This is a genomic window from Rothia aeria, from assembly GCF_016726365.1.
Taxonomy (GTDB): domain Bacteria; phylum Actinomycetota; class Actinomycetes; order Actinomycetales; family Micrococcaceae; genus Rothia; species Rothia aeria.
Genome location: NZ_CP068102.1, coordinates 979,253 through 993,494 on the forward strand (window position 1 = coordinate 979,253; position 14,242 = coordinate 993,494).

At 62.2% G+C, this 14,242-nt stretch carries 13 protein-coding genes; 4 read left to right on the top strand and 9 right to left on the bottom strand.

The genetic code is table 11. The annotated features are described in order from the left end of the window. Positions 1-137: 137 nt before the first annotated feature. The 3 genes from I6I94_RS04120 (at position 138) to I6I94_RS04130 (ending at position 2,902) form a co-directional block, all read left to right on the top strand. Complete coding sequence (locus I6I94_RS04120) at positions 138-1,397, top strand: multidrug effflux MFS transporter (RefSeq protein ID WP_201620918.1); 1,260 nt, start codon at positions 138-140, stop codon at positions 1,395-1,397. Positions 1,398-1,559: 162 nt separating this feature from the next. Then, positions 1,560-1,985 (top strand): regucalcin, encoded by a 426-nt coding sequence (locus I6I94_RS04125; RefSeq protein WP_126854134.1) that lies wholly within the window; start codon positions 1,560-1,562, stop codon positions 1,983-1,985. A gap of 17 nt (positions 1,986-2,002) precedes the next feature. Further along, a complete protein-coding gene (locus tag I6I94_RS04130) occupies positions 2,003-2,902 on the top strand; it encodes an aminodeoxychorismate lyase (protein WP_128087493.1) in 900 nt (299 codons plus the stop codon). Between the two features lie 158 nt (positions 2,903-3,060). On the opposite strand, the gene I6I94_RS04135 is transcribed toward I6I94_RS04130, so the two are convergent. Continuing rightward, positions 3,061-3,348, bottom strand: coding sequence for a DUF4229 domain-containing protein (locus I6I94_RS04135; RefSeq protein ID WP_023133745.1), 288 nt, complete (start codon positions 3,346-3,348; stop codon positions 3,061-3,063). 60 nt (positions 3,349-3,408) lie between these two features. On the opposite strand from I6I94_RS04135, the gene I6I94_RS04140 reads away from it, so the two are divergent. Beyond that, positions 3,409-3,810: a PLD nuclease N-terminal domain-containing protein gene (locus I6I94_RS04140; RefSeq protein ID WP_236588932.1), complete on the top strand. Its 402-nt coding sequence runs from the start codon at positions 3,409-3,411 to the stop codon at positions 3,808-3,810. 254 nt (positions 3,811-4,064) lie between these two features. Here I6I94_RS04140 and ccsB read toward each other — a convergent pair whose 3' ends face one another. The 8 genes from ccsB to I6I94_RS04180 form a co-directional block, all read right to left on the bottom strand. Next, positions 4,065-5,225: a c-type cytochrome biogenesis protein CcsB gene (ccsB, locus tag I6I94_RS04145; RefSeq protein ID WP_128087492.1), complete on the bottom strand. Its 1,161-nt coding sequence runs from the start codon at positions 5,223-5,225 to the stop codon at positions 4,065-4,067. 3 nt (positions 5,226-5,228) lie between these two features. Next, positions 5,229-6,854 carry a cytochrome c biogenesis protein ResB gene (gene resB, locus I6I94_RS04150; protein ID WP_201620919.1) on the bottom strand — a complete coding sequence of 542 codons (1,626 nt, stop codon included), beginning with the start codon at positions 6,852-6,854 and terminating at the stop codon, positions 5,229-5,231. 10 nt (positions 6,855-6,864) lie between these two features. Then, a complete protein-coding gene (locus tag I6I94_RS04155) occupies positions 6,865-7,878 on the bottom strand; it encodes a cytochrome c biogenesis CcdA family protein (RefSeq protein ID WP_201620920.1) in 1,014 nt (337 codons plus the stop codon). Between the two features lies 1 nt (position 7,879). After that, on the bottom strand, positions 7,880-8,497 hold the full coding sequence (locus I6I94_RS04160) for a TlpA family protein disulfide reductase (protein WP_006888252.1): 618 nt from the start codon (positions 8,495-8,497) through the stop codon (positions 7,880-7,882). 55 nt (positions 8,498-8,552) lie between these two features. Then, positions 8,553-9,239 (bottom strand): histidine phosphatase family protein, encoded by a 687-nt coding sequence (locus tag I6I94_RS04165; protein WP_006888147.1) that lies wholly within the window; start codon positions 9,237-9,239, stop codon positions 8,553-8,555. An 89-nt stretch (positions 9,240-9,328) separates the two neighbouring features. Then, positions 9,329-9,595, bottom strand: coding sequence for a glutaredoxin family protein (locus tag I6I94_RS04170; protein ID WP_128087491.1), 267 nt, complete (start codon positions 9,593-9,595; stop codon positions 9,329-9,331). A gap of 110 nt (positions 9,596-9,705) precedes the next feature. Next, entirely contained in the window at positions 9,706-9,804 is a 99-nt protein-coding gene (locus tag I6I94_RS04175; RefSeq protein ID WP_005504750.1) for a 30S ribosomal protein bS22, read from the bottom strand. A gap of 365 nt (positions 9,805-10,169) precedes the next feature. Continuing rightward, positions 10,170-14,228 (bottom strand): FCD domain-containing protein, encoded by a 4,059-nt coding sequence (locus I6I94_RS04180; RefSeq protein WP_201620921.1) that lies wholly within the window; start codon positions 14,226-14,228, stop codon positions 10,170-10,172. Between the last annotated feature and the right edge of the window lie 14 nt (positions 14,229-14,242).

A 14,242-nucleotide genomic window follows, 5' to 3' on the forward strand; every position in this document is an offset into this window, starting at 1 on the left:
CTTACGGTGCATGAGTGACCGCCGCTAGACTGGATGAGTGCGTTTCTAGCCGGGTGCACCCGCCCGCCCCACGAAGCAGCAGGCAGGCCCCGGCGCCGTTACGCATCCCCAAAATTTAGAAAGCATACAGTACACCAGTGTCTACGTCACAGACCAATACTCAGCACCCCAACCACGCGAAGCCCTCATTCGGGCTTTCCCCGGCAACTATTGTCACCCTGGCGGCGCTCACCGCCATCGCCCCGCTGGGCATCGACATGTATATCGCCTCTCTGCCGACCATTGCCGAGGAGCTGCACACCACCGAGGCCGCCGCCTCCATGACCCTCAGCGCCTTCATGGTTGGCATGGCGCTCGGGCAGCTTATAATCGGCCCGCTCTCCGATAAAACCGGCCGCCGCTCCCCGCTGCTGATCGGCTCAGCCGTGTGCTTCGCCGCCACGGCGCTATGCGCCTTCTCCCCCACCATTGAGGTGTTCATTGCGGCACGTTTTCTGATGGGCTTCAGCGGCTCAGTTGGCGCGGTACTGGCCCGCTCCATCGTCGCCGACACCACGAAGGGGCTGGCCACCGCCAAGCTCATGGGCATCATGATGATGATTAACGGGTTCGCCCCCGTGCTGGCGCCGCTCTTCGGCGGGTGGGTGCTCTCATGGGGTACGTGGCGTTCAGTGTTTAACGTGCTGACTGTTATTACCGGTGCCCTTATGCTCGCCGTCATCTTTATTCTGCGTGAAACCCTGCCCGCCGAAAAACGCTACCAAGGCACCGCGCTGAGCGTGTACTCCGAAATCCCTAAAGTATTCAGGATCCGCCGGTACATGGGGTTCTCACTGACCATGTGCTTCGCGTTCGGGGCGCTCTTCTCGTATATTTCGGGCTCAACCTTTGTGCTGCAGAAAATCCTGGGGCTTGACGCCGGGCAGTACACTCTCGCGTTCGGTGTGAACTCCCTGGGCATTGTGGCCATGAGCTCGCTGGCGACTGCGCTGGTGGGGAAGGTCGCCCAGCGCACCATCGTGAATGTTGGTGTGAGCGCCCTGCTGGTTGTTTCGGTGCTGCTCACCGGTTCGTTCCTCATTGGGATTTCGCTGTGGCCCACCCTGGTTCTGCTGTTCTGCCTCACCTGCTCGGTGGGCCTGGTGTTCGGTAACGCCTCGGCGCTGGCACTGAACGAGGCACGCCACATGGCGGGCAGCGCATCCGCTGTGATGGGCACGATTCAGGCGCTTCTGGGCGGGGTTGCGGCGCCCTTAGTGTCGCTGGGCGGTGAGGGCGCCTACCTGCCGATGGCGTTCTCAATTCTGGGGTTTGCGGTACTGACCGGGATCACCCTCTTCTCAACCCCACGCAAAGACTCCGACTACGCGGCAGACGGCGGCGCGGGCGGGCACTAGCCCTCTCCTTACATTGCACGTGTTAACACGCTGATGCGTGAGAAGCGGGTTTTGCCGAGAAGATGAGAAAATATCACCTTTTCGAGCGAAAATCCGCTTCTCCTCGTAATCACCCTAGCTGCTGGTATCCTGATAAATCCTAAGATTTTAAGGAGGCTGACCGTGAGCACTAACGAAAACCTCACAAGTGCAGAGATCATCAAACGGTTCAACCACTTCTACGACTGCTGGCTGGATTCGATCACCATAACCTATGCAAAGGGAACAGCTGTTCGTCTGCGATTCTGCGCGGTGGACCGGAACCATGTAGACGGCGGCTGGGAGAAGGCCGCTACCGACGACGTCTGGCGGTACGTCACCGTAACCCTGGAAGATATTTCGGACTACCGGGTGCAAGGCCCGTTCATCAGCATATGCAGCGGAGTTCATGTTCTCGAACGGGACGGCAAAATCGGGCTCGACATCGAGGGGGACAACGACAACCCCGAAACCTTCGAGGACATCGCCGAAGCAGACATATACTTTATCGCCGAAAACGCCACCTGGGAGCTGGGCCCGCTCGGCGTACACTGCTGTGAAGGCACGTGAGCCACTACACTGGAAACATGACTAGTTCCGTGATACTCCTAAATTCAGAGAACCCGCAAGGCGTTGCTGTAGACCCCGCCCAGCCGCTTATCGGCGTGGAAGACCAAGGATTTACCCGTGGTGACGGCGTTTTTGAGACCATGCTCGCCGTCAATCGGCGGGTGCGAAAACTTGATATGCACCTCACCCGGTTTGAATCTTCCGCGCGTATGCTCGACCTGCCCAAACCCGACCTGCACCAGCTGCGGGAGGCGCTGGCGAGCCTCCTCGACCAGGCCGTGCCCGGCGCCCACACGGAAATCGGCGAAGAGCATATCGTCAAAATCATTATCTCGCGCGGGCTGCCGCATGCCTCTGCGGGAATGCCCGCCGGGCCGTACACGCTGCTAATCGCGTCCCCGGTACCCGAAACTACCGTGAACCAGCGGCAGAACGGGGTGAAGGCCATGCTGCTGCCGCGCGGGCACGACCCCGCCGACAACACCGCATACCCGTGGCTGCTGGCGGGCGCGAAAACCCTCTCATACGCGGTGAATATGGCGGTGCTGCGGTACGTTCACTCCCACGGCGCGGACGACGCGATTTTTATGACCGACAACCGCCGCATTCTGGAAGGGGCAACCTCATCGGTGCTCATGGCGCGCATTGAGCACGGGAAGAAAATGCTGTACACCCCCGAACCGAACCACGGGATACTGCCCGGCACCACACAGGGCGCTATTTTTGAGGCGGCCAGGCGCGACGGCTGGGAGCTGGGCTACGGCCCGCTGTACCCGCAGGACCTCTTTGAATCTGACGGGGTGTGGCTCTCATCCTCGGTGCGGCTGCTCGCACCCGTCACACGGCTTAACGGGACCGCCCTGGCGCACGATGCGCAGCTGACCCACCAGTTCTTGGAATACCTGGCACAGGGGTAGGCTGGCGCACCGTCCGCAGAAGGCTAGGTTCTCTAAGCAGAATAAGAGACCTGGCCTTCTGCGTGTGCTGTGGACTGGGCGCAGCAGCGGGTACACACTACCTGCTGGCAAGGACGCGGCGGGCCCGGCCCGTCACGTATGCAGAGGCCGGGAGCTGTTTAGAAGTCTTCCCCAGATTCTTTTTTCTGCGACTCCACCAGCTCATCCTCAATGGCGCGGTTTTCCTCTTCTTCCTTATTTTTCACCTTGGGGGTGCGCTTAAAAAACCGGGCCGTATCCTGGCTGGCGGCCGCGTGCAGACGCGGAAAGAAAATATACGCCACCGCAAAAGCCGAAACAATCGCGCAACCCCCCGAGACGAGAATCCCAGCCCCCAGCAGCTCATACAGGTAGAAGAAGAACACGAGCAAGCCGAAACGCACCAGGGTGTACTTGAAGAAGTTCATACCCACCAGTCTAGCCGCAGCATGGATGCGCCCCCAAGATTCCTGTGGCAGACTTAGAGCATGACACGAGCGATGATGATAATCGGCGCGTTCGCGCTGGTGATTGGGTTGAGCCTGTACACCCTGCTGGATGCCGCCCGCACACCGGCCGCCGATGCGCGCACCCTCCCCAAGTGGCTGTGGATTATTGTCATCATCTTCTTCCCCGTTGTGGGGCCGGTTTTCTGGTTGTTCTTCGGCAGGGCCCGCAGCGAAAAAAGTGCAGCCGAGCAGCCGCCCGCTGCGGACACGGGCCGGGGTTTGAAAGGCAGGCGGGGTGCTGTGCCTCCCGCGCCGAAAGCCCCCGACGACGATGAAGAGTACCTGCGCTGGCTCAAAGCCAAAGCAGAACGGCAAAAACGAGACAGGCAGCGGCAAGAATCCCGCGACGACGCCACAGACGACACTGACGGCGAGAAATAGCCCCGGCCTGGCAGACACCATCAACCACTGGGCAGCTCCCCGGGTAACCTCAGGCACTCCCCCACTGTGTGCGCTTGCCCTCGCTTCCCTGGCGGGAAAGCGTCTACATACTGTGGGCGGCCCCCTATCGTCACGTTCCCTGGGCTGGCTGCACCAGCACATGTTTATGGCTGAACCGTTTGTGGCTGCGTGTTAGCTTTAGGCCGCTGCGGCGCGCACAGGCACAGGGACGCAGGCAGTTCTACGGGGCGGGTTTACAGCCCCGAATACGAGTGCAGGCCCGAGAAGAAAATGTTCACCACCGTGAAATTAAAAATAATGCACAAATAGCCGATAATAGACAGCCACGCCGAACGCGGGCCAGCCCAGCCACGGGTTGCACGCGCATGCAGATACGCCGCGTACACCACCCAGATCACGAAAGTCCACACCTCTTTAGTGTCCCAGCCCCAGTAGCGGCCCCACGCCTGGCTCGCCCAAATAGCGCCAGCGGCAAGCGTGAACGTCCACATCACAAACGCCAAAGCGTTCAGGCGGAACGCAAAATTCTCAAGAGCCTGGGCGCTCGGAACCAGGCGCATAAACGCCCACCCGCCCGATTTACCGTTCAGGATGCGCTGCTCGCGGCGGGTCTGCACCAGCTGCAGCACCGCCATCGCGAACGTAATCGTAAACACCCCGGAGGCAAGCACCGCAATCGACACGTGAATCACCAGCCAGTAGCTCTGCAACGCCGGTTTCAGGTGCCCCACGGGGGTGGCGAAACTAATGGTGGCGGCGCACATCATAATCAGCGCCAGCCCAGACACGAGCGTGCCCACGAACCGCAGGTCACGGAAAATCAGCGCCACCAGGTACACGGCCACCACCACCAGCGCGCCCGTGGTGCAGAACTCGTACATGTTCCCCCAGGGCACACGCTGCGCAGCCACGCCGCGCATAATAACCGCCGCCGCGTGCACCAACGCCCCCATCAGCATAACGATCACGGCGATGCGCGCCGCCGGGCGGCTCTGGCCCGTGTACAGCATTGATGAGTCCGCCACATGGCCCTCAAGCGCGCGTGCCGCCGCGCCCCGGTACCCGGCGCCCCGCTCGCCCGTGCCGGTCTCAGCGCCGCCGGTGCGCTCAACACGGGTGGCTTTCGCACTCATCTTAACCGACGACTTCGCGGCGGTTTTCCCGCCGGTTTTCTCCGCACCCGCAACGGAGCTGGCCGCGCCCGCGGTAACAGGCTCAGCCGCCTGTTCCTCCTCTAACTCCGCCTCACGAGGCGCCGCGGCACCCTCCAGGCGGCGGGTTACCCGCGAATTCTTCACCACATCCCAGGTGAACGCCACGAACACCACGGTGTAAATCAGCGCGGCAATATACATGAATAGCTCACTGTAGCGCGCTAATGTCTCGTTCAGCATGGGCTACTTCCCCTCGGTTTTCTCAGTCGGCTCCTCGGATGAGGGCTCCTCAGCAAATTCCAGCCCCCACCGGGCGGCGAAAGCATCCGTAATACGCTCAGCCTCGGCGGCAAGACGCGGGTCCTCCCCGCGCGCAAGCAGACCGTACTCTACGGTGAGCACCCCCTCATCGGTGCTGGCACGCACCCACACGCGGCGGCGCGCCACAAACAGGGACACAATCAGCCCCACGAAAGCCACCACAAACGAGTACAGCACAATATTCTGCCCCGGGTCGTGACGCACCTCCATCCCCACGTACCGCTTATACCCCATGAACTCAATGGTGCCGTTGCCTTCCGGCAGGGTGGCGGTGCGGTGCTGCGCATCCAGCACAATACCGTTCTGGTTCGCCATGCTGTTCAACGCGGTCAGCTTAGAGGTGTCCAGCACATACACGTTCTGCGGCTGGCCTGAGTTCAAACCCAAATCCCCCGAATAGGACTGCAACACCAGCATAGGGTTCGCCGGGGCTGAATCCACCGAATGCGGGATGCCCGCCCCACGCTCATAGCTGCCGGTGGGCAGGAACATGCCCATAAACCCCAGCTGGGCCGGGCGGGCATCGGGCACCTTCAGCACCACCGACGAGGTGTACTTCCCGTCAGTTGGCAGAGCCACCACGGGGCCTTCATACGCCACTTTCCCCTCACCGTCAGTCACCTTCACAATGGGGGCGTACCCGTTGCCGGAGAGGAACACACTGGTGCCGCCCACATCAACCGGCTCGTTCACTTTGAGGGTTTTCTGCTCGGGGCTGCTGCCGGGGTTCTGCACGGTCAGCTGGGCGTTATAGTCCAGATCCTGCCCGTAGGTGTGGCTGTCGCGCTGCCTGTCGTAGCGCACCTGAAAGTTATTGAGCGTCACGGCGTACGGGCTCAGCCAGTCGGGGTTATAGTTCGTGCCGGGGGTGAACGAGTCGTAGCCGATCAGGGAGTTCACGAACGTCTCCCCCTCCACCAGGATCTTTTGGCCACGGTACCCAAAAAGCGAGCCGACCGCCACCCCAACCAGGATGCCAATCATCGCCACATGGAACAGGATGTTCCCCACCTCACGCAGGTAGCCGCGTTCGGCCCCCACCGAGTACTGCCCGCCTCCTTCATCCCGGATCTGCACCCGGTAGCGGCGTTTACGAAGGATCGCCGCGGCGTCCTCTATCGCGGCCTGGGGGGTGAGCGCATCCGCGTCAATATCGATCGTGCGGTGCACGGGCATGCGGGAAAGGTTCTTGGGGGTGCGCGCAGGCGGTTTACGCCAGTCTTTGGCATGTTTAATAGCGCGCGGGGTAACGCACCCGATCAGGGAAATAAACAGCAGCAGGTAGATGGCCGAGAACCACCCGGAGGAGAAAACATCAAACAGCTGTATCTTATCGGCGAACTCGCCCCAGCCGGGGTGGGTTTTAATGTAGTCCGTCACCTTCGCGGGGTCTTGAATGCGCTGCGGAAACATCGACCCGGGAACTGCCGCAACCGCCAGCAGCAGAAGCAGCAGCAAGGCGGTGTTCATTTTCGTTAGTTGCGTCCAGCCCCAGCGGAGCATCCCGGTGATTCCCAGCGCCGGGGCGTCAGTGTGTGTGCGTGCCATATGTACCCCGTCAGATTGGTAGTTCGTAAACCGGTAGCGCCGCCTGAACCCAGGCCATGAGGTGGTTCCAGGCGCCCGTCAAAATAAGGATGCCGATCAGGATGAGCATCGCCCCGCCCGCACGCTGAATCCCGCGTTTATGCGTGCTCGCCCACCCGGTGGTATTCACCCCGCGCGCCGCGAAATAGGCGACCAGTAGGAACGGCACACCCAAACCCAGGCAGTAGGCGAAGGTGAGCACCACAGCCTTGAAGGTTGCGGCCCCGCCAGTGAACACGAGGGTTTGCACTGCGGCGAAGGTGGGTCCAATGCACGGCGCCCACCCCAGCCCGAAGGTGACTCCCAGCACCGGTGCACCCCACAGGCCCGTGCCGGGGCGGGTGTGGAACCGTTTATCGACCTGCAGGATGCTCAGCCGCCCCATGAACACAACGCCCATGAGGATCACGAGTGCACCCAGCAGAATATTCACCCACGCCTGCCCTTTCAGCCAGGGGGCGGCACCCACCTGGGCCAGCAGCACCGATAGGGTGACGAAAACTGCGGAGAACCCGAGTACGAACAGGGCCACCCCGGCGAGCATCCGGCGGGTGTGGCGGCGGGTCTGCTGCGTGTGAAGGCGCCCCTTACCGGGCTGCGAACCTGGGGGTTTTGGGTCGGTGGGGGCGGCCGCCACAGCCACCCCCGATGTTGCCTCGGGCGGGTTTTTGGTGTTTTCTGCGGTTTTTTGGAGTGTGGGGTTATGTGCCGCCGCCGTTTTCTTCCCCTGGAACAATGCGGCCGCGGAGCCTTCGGGTGCCTGCGGCTGCGAGCCTGCAAGACCCGCCACATACCCCAGGTAGCCGGGCACCAGCGGCAGCACACACGGTGAAGCGAACGACACCAGCCCCGCCAGCGCCGCCAACGGGATGGAGAGCCACAGGGAACCATCCAGCACGGTTGAGCTGATACTCGCCAACGGCGCAGCGCCCGCCGTGGCAGCCGCAGCGGTGGGGGTGAGCATCATACCGGTTCCAGCAGGCACGCTAGGCACCCTTCACAGCGGTCTCAATCAGGGTTTTCAGCACCGACGGGTTCGCCTGACCCAGGATGCGTGCCGCCACCCTACCGTGCGAATCCAGGATTACGGTGGTCGGTACCGCCTGAGCGGGCACATACTTACTCAATGACAGCAGTACCTTACCCGAGGCGTCCTTAAACGAGGGGTAGGTGATCTCAAAGCTACGCTCAAACGCCTCGGCGGTGCTTTTCTCATCCCGCACGTTCACACCGTAGAACCCCAGCTTGTCCTTATAGTCGGTGTAGAGCTTCTGCAGGTCTTTGGCCTCGGCACGGCAGGGAGAGCACCCAGCGTACCAGAAGTTCAAGAGCGTAGGTTTGCCGCGCAACGACTCAGCGTTCACGCTGGTGCCGTCGAATAGTTCACCGGTGAACGCAACGGGCTCGCCGCGCTCAGCCTCCTGGTACTCGGTCACCGACCCGTCCCCGGCAATGTAGCCTTTATTATCACCCGAATTCGCCTGCTTTGACAGGGAGGTGTCTTCAGAGCACGCAGCGAGCAGGCCCGCCCCGGCCGCTGACGCGCACAGCGCAATACCCGCACGCAGGGCGGTGCGGCGGGTGTGGTTATGGGTGGGAGTCATGCGTTCCTTCCGGTGGTGTGTGCGAAGGGGGTGCTGAACGGCAGACACCCGCGTCTTAGCTGCCGGGCAGCTGAATCACTCCCGAATACAGGGGCGATGCGGGCTCCGTGTAGCCGCTCACCTGCGGCGGGTTCCCCGATAACAGGTTATCGAAAGTGAGCGAAGTAATCGACGCCAGGTTGCATTCGCGCGCACGCGGATCGTGCTGCAATAGCTTACCTTCAAGCGCCAGGCGAGTCACCCAGATGGGCAGCTGGTGCGAAACAATGATGGCCTCGGCCCCGTCCCCGCCCTGCTGGTACGCGGTGCGGGCGGCATCCTTAATGGCCTGAGCCATGCGGCGCACCTGCACAATGTACGGCTCGCCCCAGGATGGGCGCAGCGGGTTGTACAGTTTCGTCCAGTGGCGCGGGTTGTTCAGAAGCTCCTGCCGGTTCACGTGCAGGCCCTCAAAATAGTTATCGGCCTCAACCACGCGCGCATCGGGGTGCGCTTGAAGCCCCAGAAGCTCAGTGATCGGCTCGGCCGATTCGCGGGTGCGGGTCAGCGGGGAGCATACCAGGTGCACAATGTTCGCGCCTTCACCCCGACGCCGGGCAAACTCCTGGGCGCTCATGCGCACCATCTGCTGCCCCTTCTCCGAAAGGTGGTAGTTGGGTAGCCGCCCGTAGACGATGCGGTCGGGGTTATGCACCTCGCCGTGGCGCATCAGGTGAACCGTGACCTTAGCCGATGTAGTCATTCTCTCAGTCTCTCAAATTTTCTACGCTACCCCAAAACGAGGGGCGCCGCATATAGCCCCTAATTCGCCAGAAGCGGGGGCGGCCGATACTAAGGCATGCGTGCGGCAATGAGCTTACGCATCCGTTTAGGGTTAATACGCCAAAAATCCTTCGCCTGCCCGTCAATGCGCAGCACCGGGATTTCGGTGGCGTGCCGCTGCAGCAGCTGCGGGTACAGCTCAATGTTCAGCTCGGTGTAGGGCACCCCAAATTCGGCGCATACCTGCGCCACCGTGTGCCGTGCAGCATCGCACAGGTGGCAGCCGGGGCGGGTCAAAAGCTCAATAACGGGTGGTTCAGGTGTAGCTGGGGGCATGGCTCCCAGTCTACTAGCGTTCAACAGCCGCCGCTAATAGCCCACGTCAGCCCTCATTAACGCACAATGCCCCGCAACCCTTACCGGGCACGGGGCACAGAAGCTACTGTTTACTTCTTATTGCGGCGCTGGTGGCGAGTCTTACGAAGCAGTTTACGGTGCTTCTTCTTGGACATGCGCTTGCGGCGCTTCTTAATAACGGAACCCATAGGATTTCCTCACTTTGCTAGACCCGGCCGCACCCATTCGGTGCGGTAGCTACCCGGGGTGTTTATACCGGTATAAACGCTCTAAAAGGCATTTTAGGCACAGCAGTGCCCCAGCGTTTTGAGAACGCTACCTTCCTAGAGTACTAGGAAACACCGCATTGCACCATTCCGACGCACCCAAAGAAGAGGAGCCATCCCCCAAAGACCCCGCAGAGGCGGTACCCCCTGCGCACACGCAAGAAGATTTTCCCGCACGCCCGCACCTCCCCCCCCAGAATATGCCGGTATGCCCGGGCATTAACGCGCTGCGCGGGCGCACCCAGTCTGAGGGTACGCCCGCGTGTTTGCGTTATTGCCTGCGCCAGCTACTGCTGGCTGTGCTGGCCCGCATCAGCAGGGTTAGCGGCATCTGAGGCGCCGCCTTCAGAGTTATCTGCCGCAGCCCCCTGCGGGGAGGCAGACACATGCTGATTGTGGTTCGCAGTGTTCTGCTGATGCGCCGAATCCTGCGGGTTATTCTGCTGCTGAAGAGCCTGCTCCTGCTCGCGCGAGCTCAACCCCAAATAGCGGGTCATGCGGCTAAGCCAGCCCTGCTTACGTTCAGCGCTGGCGTGCTCCTCAGGCGCACGCTCATCCGTGGACCGCTCATCCTTGACCACCATAGGGGTTCCGCTCGTATTCGCGGGAACGATACGAATCGGAGTGGTCGCCAGCACCTCAACCGGCGGCAGCGGCCGCTCCGCCAGAGCCTCCGGAGCGTGCTCAACGCCAAGAGCATCAGCTGGCGTGCTGTTCACAGCGCCGTTCGGGGCCTCAGCATTACCGGTGTCGGCAGCAGCCGGAGCTGCGGGGCCAGGCTGGGGTTGAGGCTGCGGCTGCGGCTGCGGTTGCGGTTGTGACGATACCGCGCTCGGGTACTGCAGCCCAGTGGCCGGGCGGCTAAAGGGAGACGCCACAGCAGCACGCACCGGCGTAATGATCTGGCCGTGACGGCGGCCCACCCCTGAGGGCGAATGGGCACGAATCACCTTCACCCGCTCCTCAGCGGCGCGCGCCAAGTTTTCCTCAGCCACTCGGCGCTGCTCAGCATCCTTACGTTCCACAGGGTTTTCGGGAAGCTTGGGCTTCGGACCGGTACGCCCCTGAATAGGGATACCAGCCGAGGCAGGCCCGCTTACCCCAAACTGCCCGGTGTGAGGCCCACTATGGGGCTGCTGGGCGGGTGTGGAACCGGTGCGCGGGGCAGCACTATCCCAGTGATTCTGCGGGTTGTGCGCGTCCGGTGCGGTTTCCTGGCCCTGTGCCTCCTGAACGGGGGCATGGTTTTGCACCTGCTGCGGCACATCCGGCTGAGCCTGCCCGTTACCGTTATCCGGTGCGGCGGGTATAGCCTGCGGATTCTCCAGCGACGAAATGGGGCGCGCCTGCTGCCCATCAAGCGACTGCACAGCTCCCAGCACCTCCTGCTGAGGCTGCTCCTGCGCTGTGCCCTGACCCGCTACAGGGTGCGGCCCGGTCTGCTCGTTCGCAGCGGGCCCTTGGGTATTAGCCGTGCCTGCGGAACCAGCGTGACCGTTCGGGTCTTCAGCAGGTGAGGGGGCAGGCTGGGCATTACCCGAGGCAGACTCCTGCGGCTTCCCGTCAGGATTCCCGGCCTGAGCAGGCTGAGCGGACTGCGGCTCTTGGGCCTGACCGCCCTGTTGGGCGGAGCCCTGCGGTGAAGAGCTGCCCTGCGCAGTATTAGCCTGAGCGGCATCAGTTTGCGCAGCACCGGTTTTTTCAGCACTGCCCTGTTCATCGCGCGGGCCGGGGTTGTGCTTCACACCGTTCTGGGCGGCAGTATCCGCACGGTTGTCGCCCGCACCATTATCAGTTTTTGGTGCGGCACTATTAGGTCCCTGCGCGTCAGGTTCCTGTCCGGCAGGCTTCTGGGGTGCAGCTTTAGCGTCCTGCTTATTCTGCACCGAATCTTTCTGCGCTGGCTCTTTCTGCTGTGCCGGACCCTGAACAGGTGCGGCTGAGTCAGAGTTCGGGGCAGAACCTGCATTCTTCACAGATCCGTTTGCTGCAGGCGTTGATGCCCCCTGTTCCGGGGTCTCCTGTGCTGAGCTTTCCTGCGCTGAAGTTCCCTGGGCCTTCTCGCCTGCCTTCTCGGCCTTCTGCTCGCTGCTCTTGAGGGAAGCAGCATCCTTACCGGCGGAGCCGTTCACCCCTGAAGCATCCGGCTGCGGTGTTTTCTGCGCAGCACCAGGCCCTTTAGAGTTCTGCTGCGCAGCAGACGAACCGCCCGACTTGTCGGTTGCCTGCTGACCGTTCTGCCCGTCCTTGCCCTTAGAGGGGACGGAACCGCTCTGCTTCTGAGCGTCCTGGGCCTTCTGCTGATCGTCCTGAGCACCCTGCTTGGGAGACTTCGCTTCGGCCTTTTGAGTCTCAGACGTCTGAGCATCAGGTTTCTGGGCATCGGGCTGAGCGGATTTTTGGGCCGCCGAAGCCTTTGCATCCTTGGGCGCGTCACCATCCTTTAGCGGCGCGGAACTATCAGCCTGCTGCGCACCGTCAGACTGGTTCTTCTGACCCTGCGGCAAGGAATCGGCAGACTGTTTACCCTGCCCCTTCTGCTCACCCTGTGCAGGCTGCGACTGGGCAGCCTCAGCCGAGCTCTTCTGCTCGTCCTTAGCGGCATCGGCCTTCTGCCCGGAACCCGCTGGTGAGCCGCCCGGCTTGCCGCCAGTCTGCTTACTCTGGGGCTGCTTAGCCTGGTCTTGCTCCTGAGACTGTTGATCTTGGGCCTGCTGGTCCTTACCGCTCTGCCCCTCGGTGTGTTTGTCCTCACCGGGGGTAGGCTGAGCCGGAGCATCACCGGCTGCGGGCTGCGCCCCGCCCTTAGCCTTTTGAGCTTGAACGTCCTCGGCGTCTTTCTTGCCCGCGTCCTTCGTCGCAGACCCCTGCTTCTGGGAATCCTCAGATACCTTATCGGCCTGTTCACCTTCAGCTTTTGCGGGCGTCTCGCCGGGCTTAGCAGCCCCCTTCGAGGCGTCCTCACCCGACGCCGCGGGCTGAGGCTTCTTCTCGGGCAGACCCTGAGCAGGAATCACCCGCATATCCAGCGGAATAGCGGCCGTGGCCTGAATCAGCGGCTCATCATCGGTCAAACGCAGCGGCTGAGACGCATCAGGATCGACTGGCAACGGCTGAATCGGAAGCGGAAGCGCGGAGGTGGCCTGAATCAGCACCTCCTGGGCGGGTGTAGGCTGAGCTGCGCCCTGCTCCTCACCACCCGGCACAGGGCCGTGCTGCATTGACTGGTCAGGCGCCTGTGCAGAGGCAGCATTATCAGCCTCATACGGTTGCCCGGATGTGTTCTCGGGGGGCTGCGAAGCACCATTGTTACCGGTCTGAGCAGCGGGGGCACCCTCAGACGGGCGGGTAAACGCCGCCGCCGCACGACCGGAGGCTGTACCAAAGCTCAACGGCAGATTAGACTGCTGCTCTTGTTGCCCCTGCTGCCCGTCATAGTGCTGCTGAGACTGCTGCGAAGTATCACGGCGAGCCTGTTGAGAGCCGGACGAAGGCACCGGCGCGCCGCCGGGGGCGTTGCCGAACCGCTCCGCACCGAAGCCCCACCCGAAACTGGGGCCTTCCTCCGGGAACGGGCCGAAATCGTCCTCAATATCAACCGGCTCAAACATGCGCAGATCCGAGGTTCCGGGCATACCCGTAAGCGCCACCGCCGACTCGTCCAAATCCACCCCGGCCTCATCGAACAGGCCGCGCATCTGGTTCATCATCAGGTTGCGGGCGGTCGCGGAATCGGCGTCCTTCACGGCTTCAAGAACCGCGCGGTTCTCAGCGTTCAGGCGCTCCATGGTGCTGCTCCACAGCGGCACACGCCCCGCCAGCGACAGCAGAGCATCGAAGGTTGGCTGACGGATAGCGATCAGCAGCCCAGCGATCAGCTCGTTATTGGCGAGGCGGCTCAGCTCCAGGTGAAAGTCCAGGTACAGGTCAAGGAACTCCCGGATAGGGTGCCCACCCTCCTGCATCTCCTCCAGCAGCTCATCCACTTCACCGAAATCAGCGACGCCGGGGTCAATATTGGCAACACTCCAGCCTTCAAGAAGCATATGGGTCTGCACCAGGTCACGTTTCGGGTAGCGCGAAACAGCCATGTGCAGGCGCAGAGGCTCGGCTGCCGCCATCGCCGGCTCCTCATTCAGGTGAGCGATGATCTCTTTGCCCTTACCGGAGTATAGGCGCACCAGATCCATGTCTTCGAGGGTCTTCAAGCCCTCGCGGGTACGGCTTCTTCCCAAGCCAATCGCGCGGGCAATACGCTGATCGTCGGGCAAGTCCTGGCCAAGCTGCAGGTTGCCCTCAGTGAGCTCGTTCTCGAGCCAGCGGAGGATTTTACGGTGAATAGCCAACGTAGATTCCGTCT

Excerpts from the sequence above, each read along its gene's own strand:
- resB (WP_201620919.1), bottom strand. The coding sequence starts at position 6,854 with ATGGCACGCACACACACTGACGCCCCGGCGCTGGGAATCACCGGGATG.
- I6I94_RS04175 (WP_005504750.1), bottom strand. The coding sequence starts at position 9,804 with ATGGGTTCCGTTATTAAGAAGCGCCGCAAGCGCATGTCCAAGAAGAAG.
- I6I94_RS04140 (WP_236588932.1), top strand. The coding sequence starts at position 3,409 with ATGACACGAGCGATGATGATAATCGGCGCGTTCGCGCTGGTGATTGGG.
- I6I94_RS04170 (WP_128087491.1), bottom strand. The coding sequence starts at position 9,595 with ATGCCCCCAGCTACACCTGAACCACCCGTTATTGAGCTTTTGACCCGC.
- I6I94_RS04160 (WP_006888252.1), bottom strand. The coding sequence starts at position 8,497 with ATGACTCCCACCCATAACCACACCCGCCGCACCGCCCTGCGTGCGGGT.
- I6I94_RS04135 (WP_023133745.1), bottom strand. The coding sequence starts at position 3,348 with ATGAACTTCTTCAAGTACACCCTGGTGCGTTTCGGCTTGCTCGTGTTC.
- ccsB (WP_128087492.1), bottom strand. The coding sequence starts at position 5,225 with ATGCTGAACGAGACATTAGCGCGCTACAGTGAGCTATTCATGTATATT.
- I6I94_RS04130 (WP_128087493.1), top strand. The coding sequence starts at position 2,003 with ATGACTAGTTCCGTGATACTCCTAAATTCAGAGAACCCGCAAGGCGTT.
- I6I94_RS04165 (WP_006888147.1), bottom strand. The coding sequence starts at position 9,239 with ATGACTACATCGGCTAAGGTCACGGTTCACCTGATGCGCCACGGCGAG.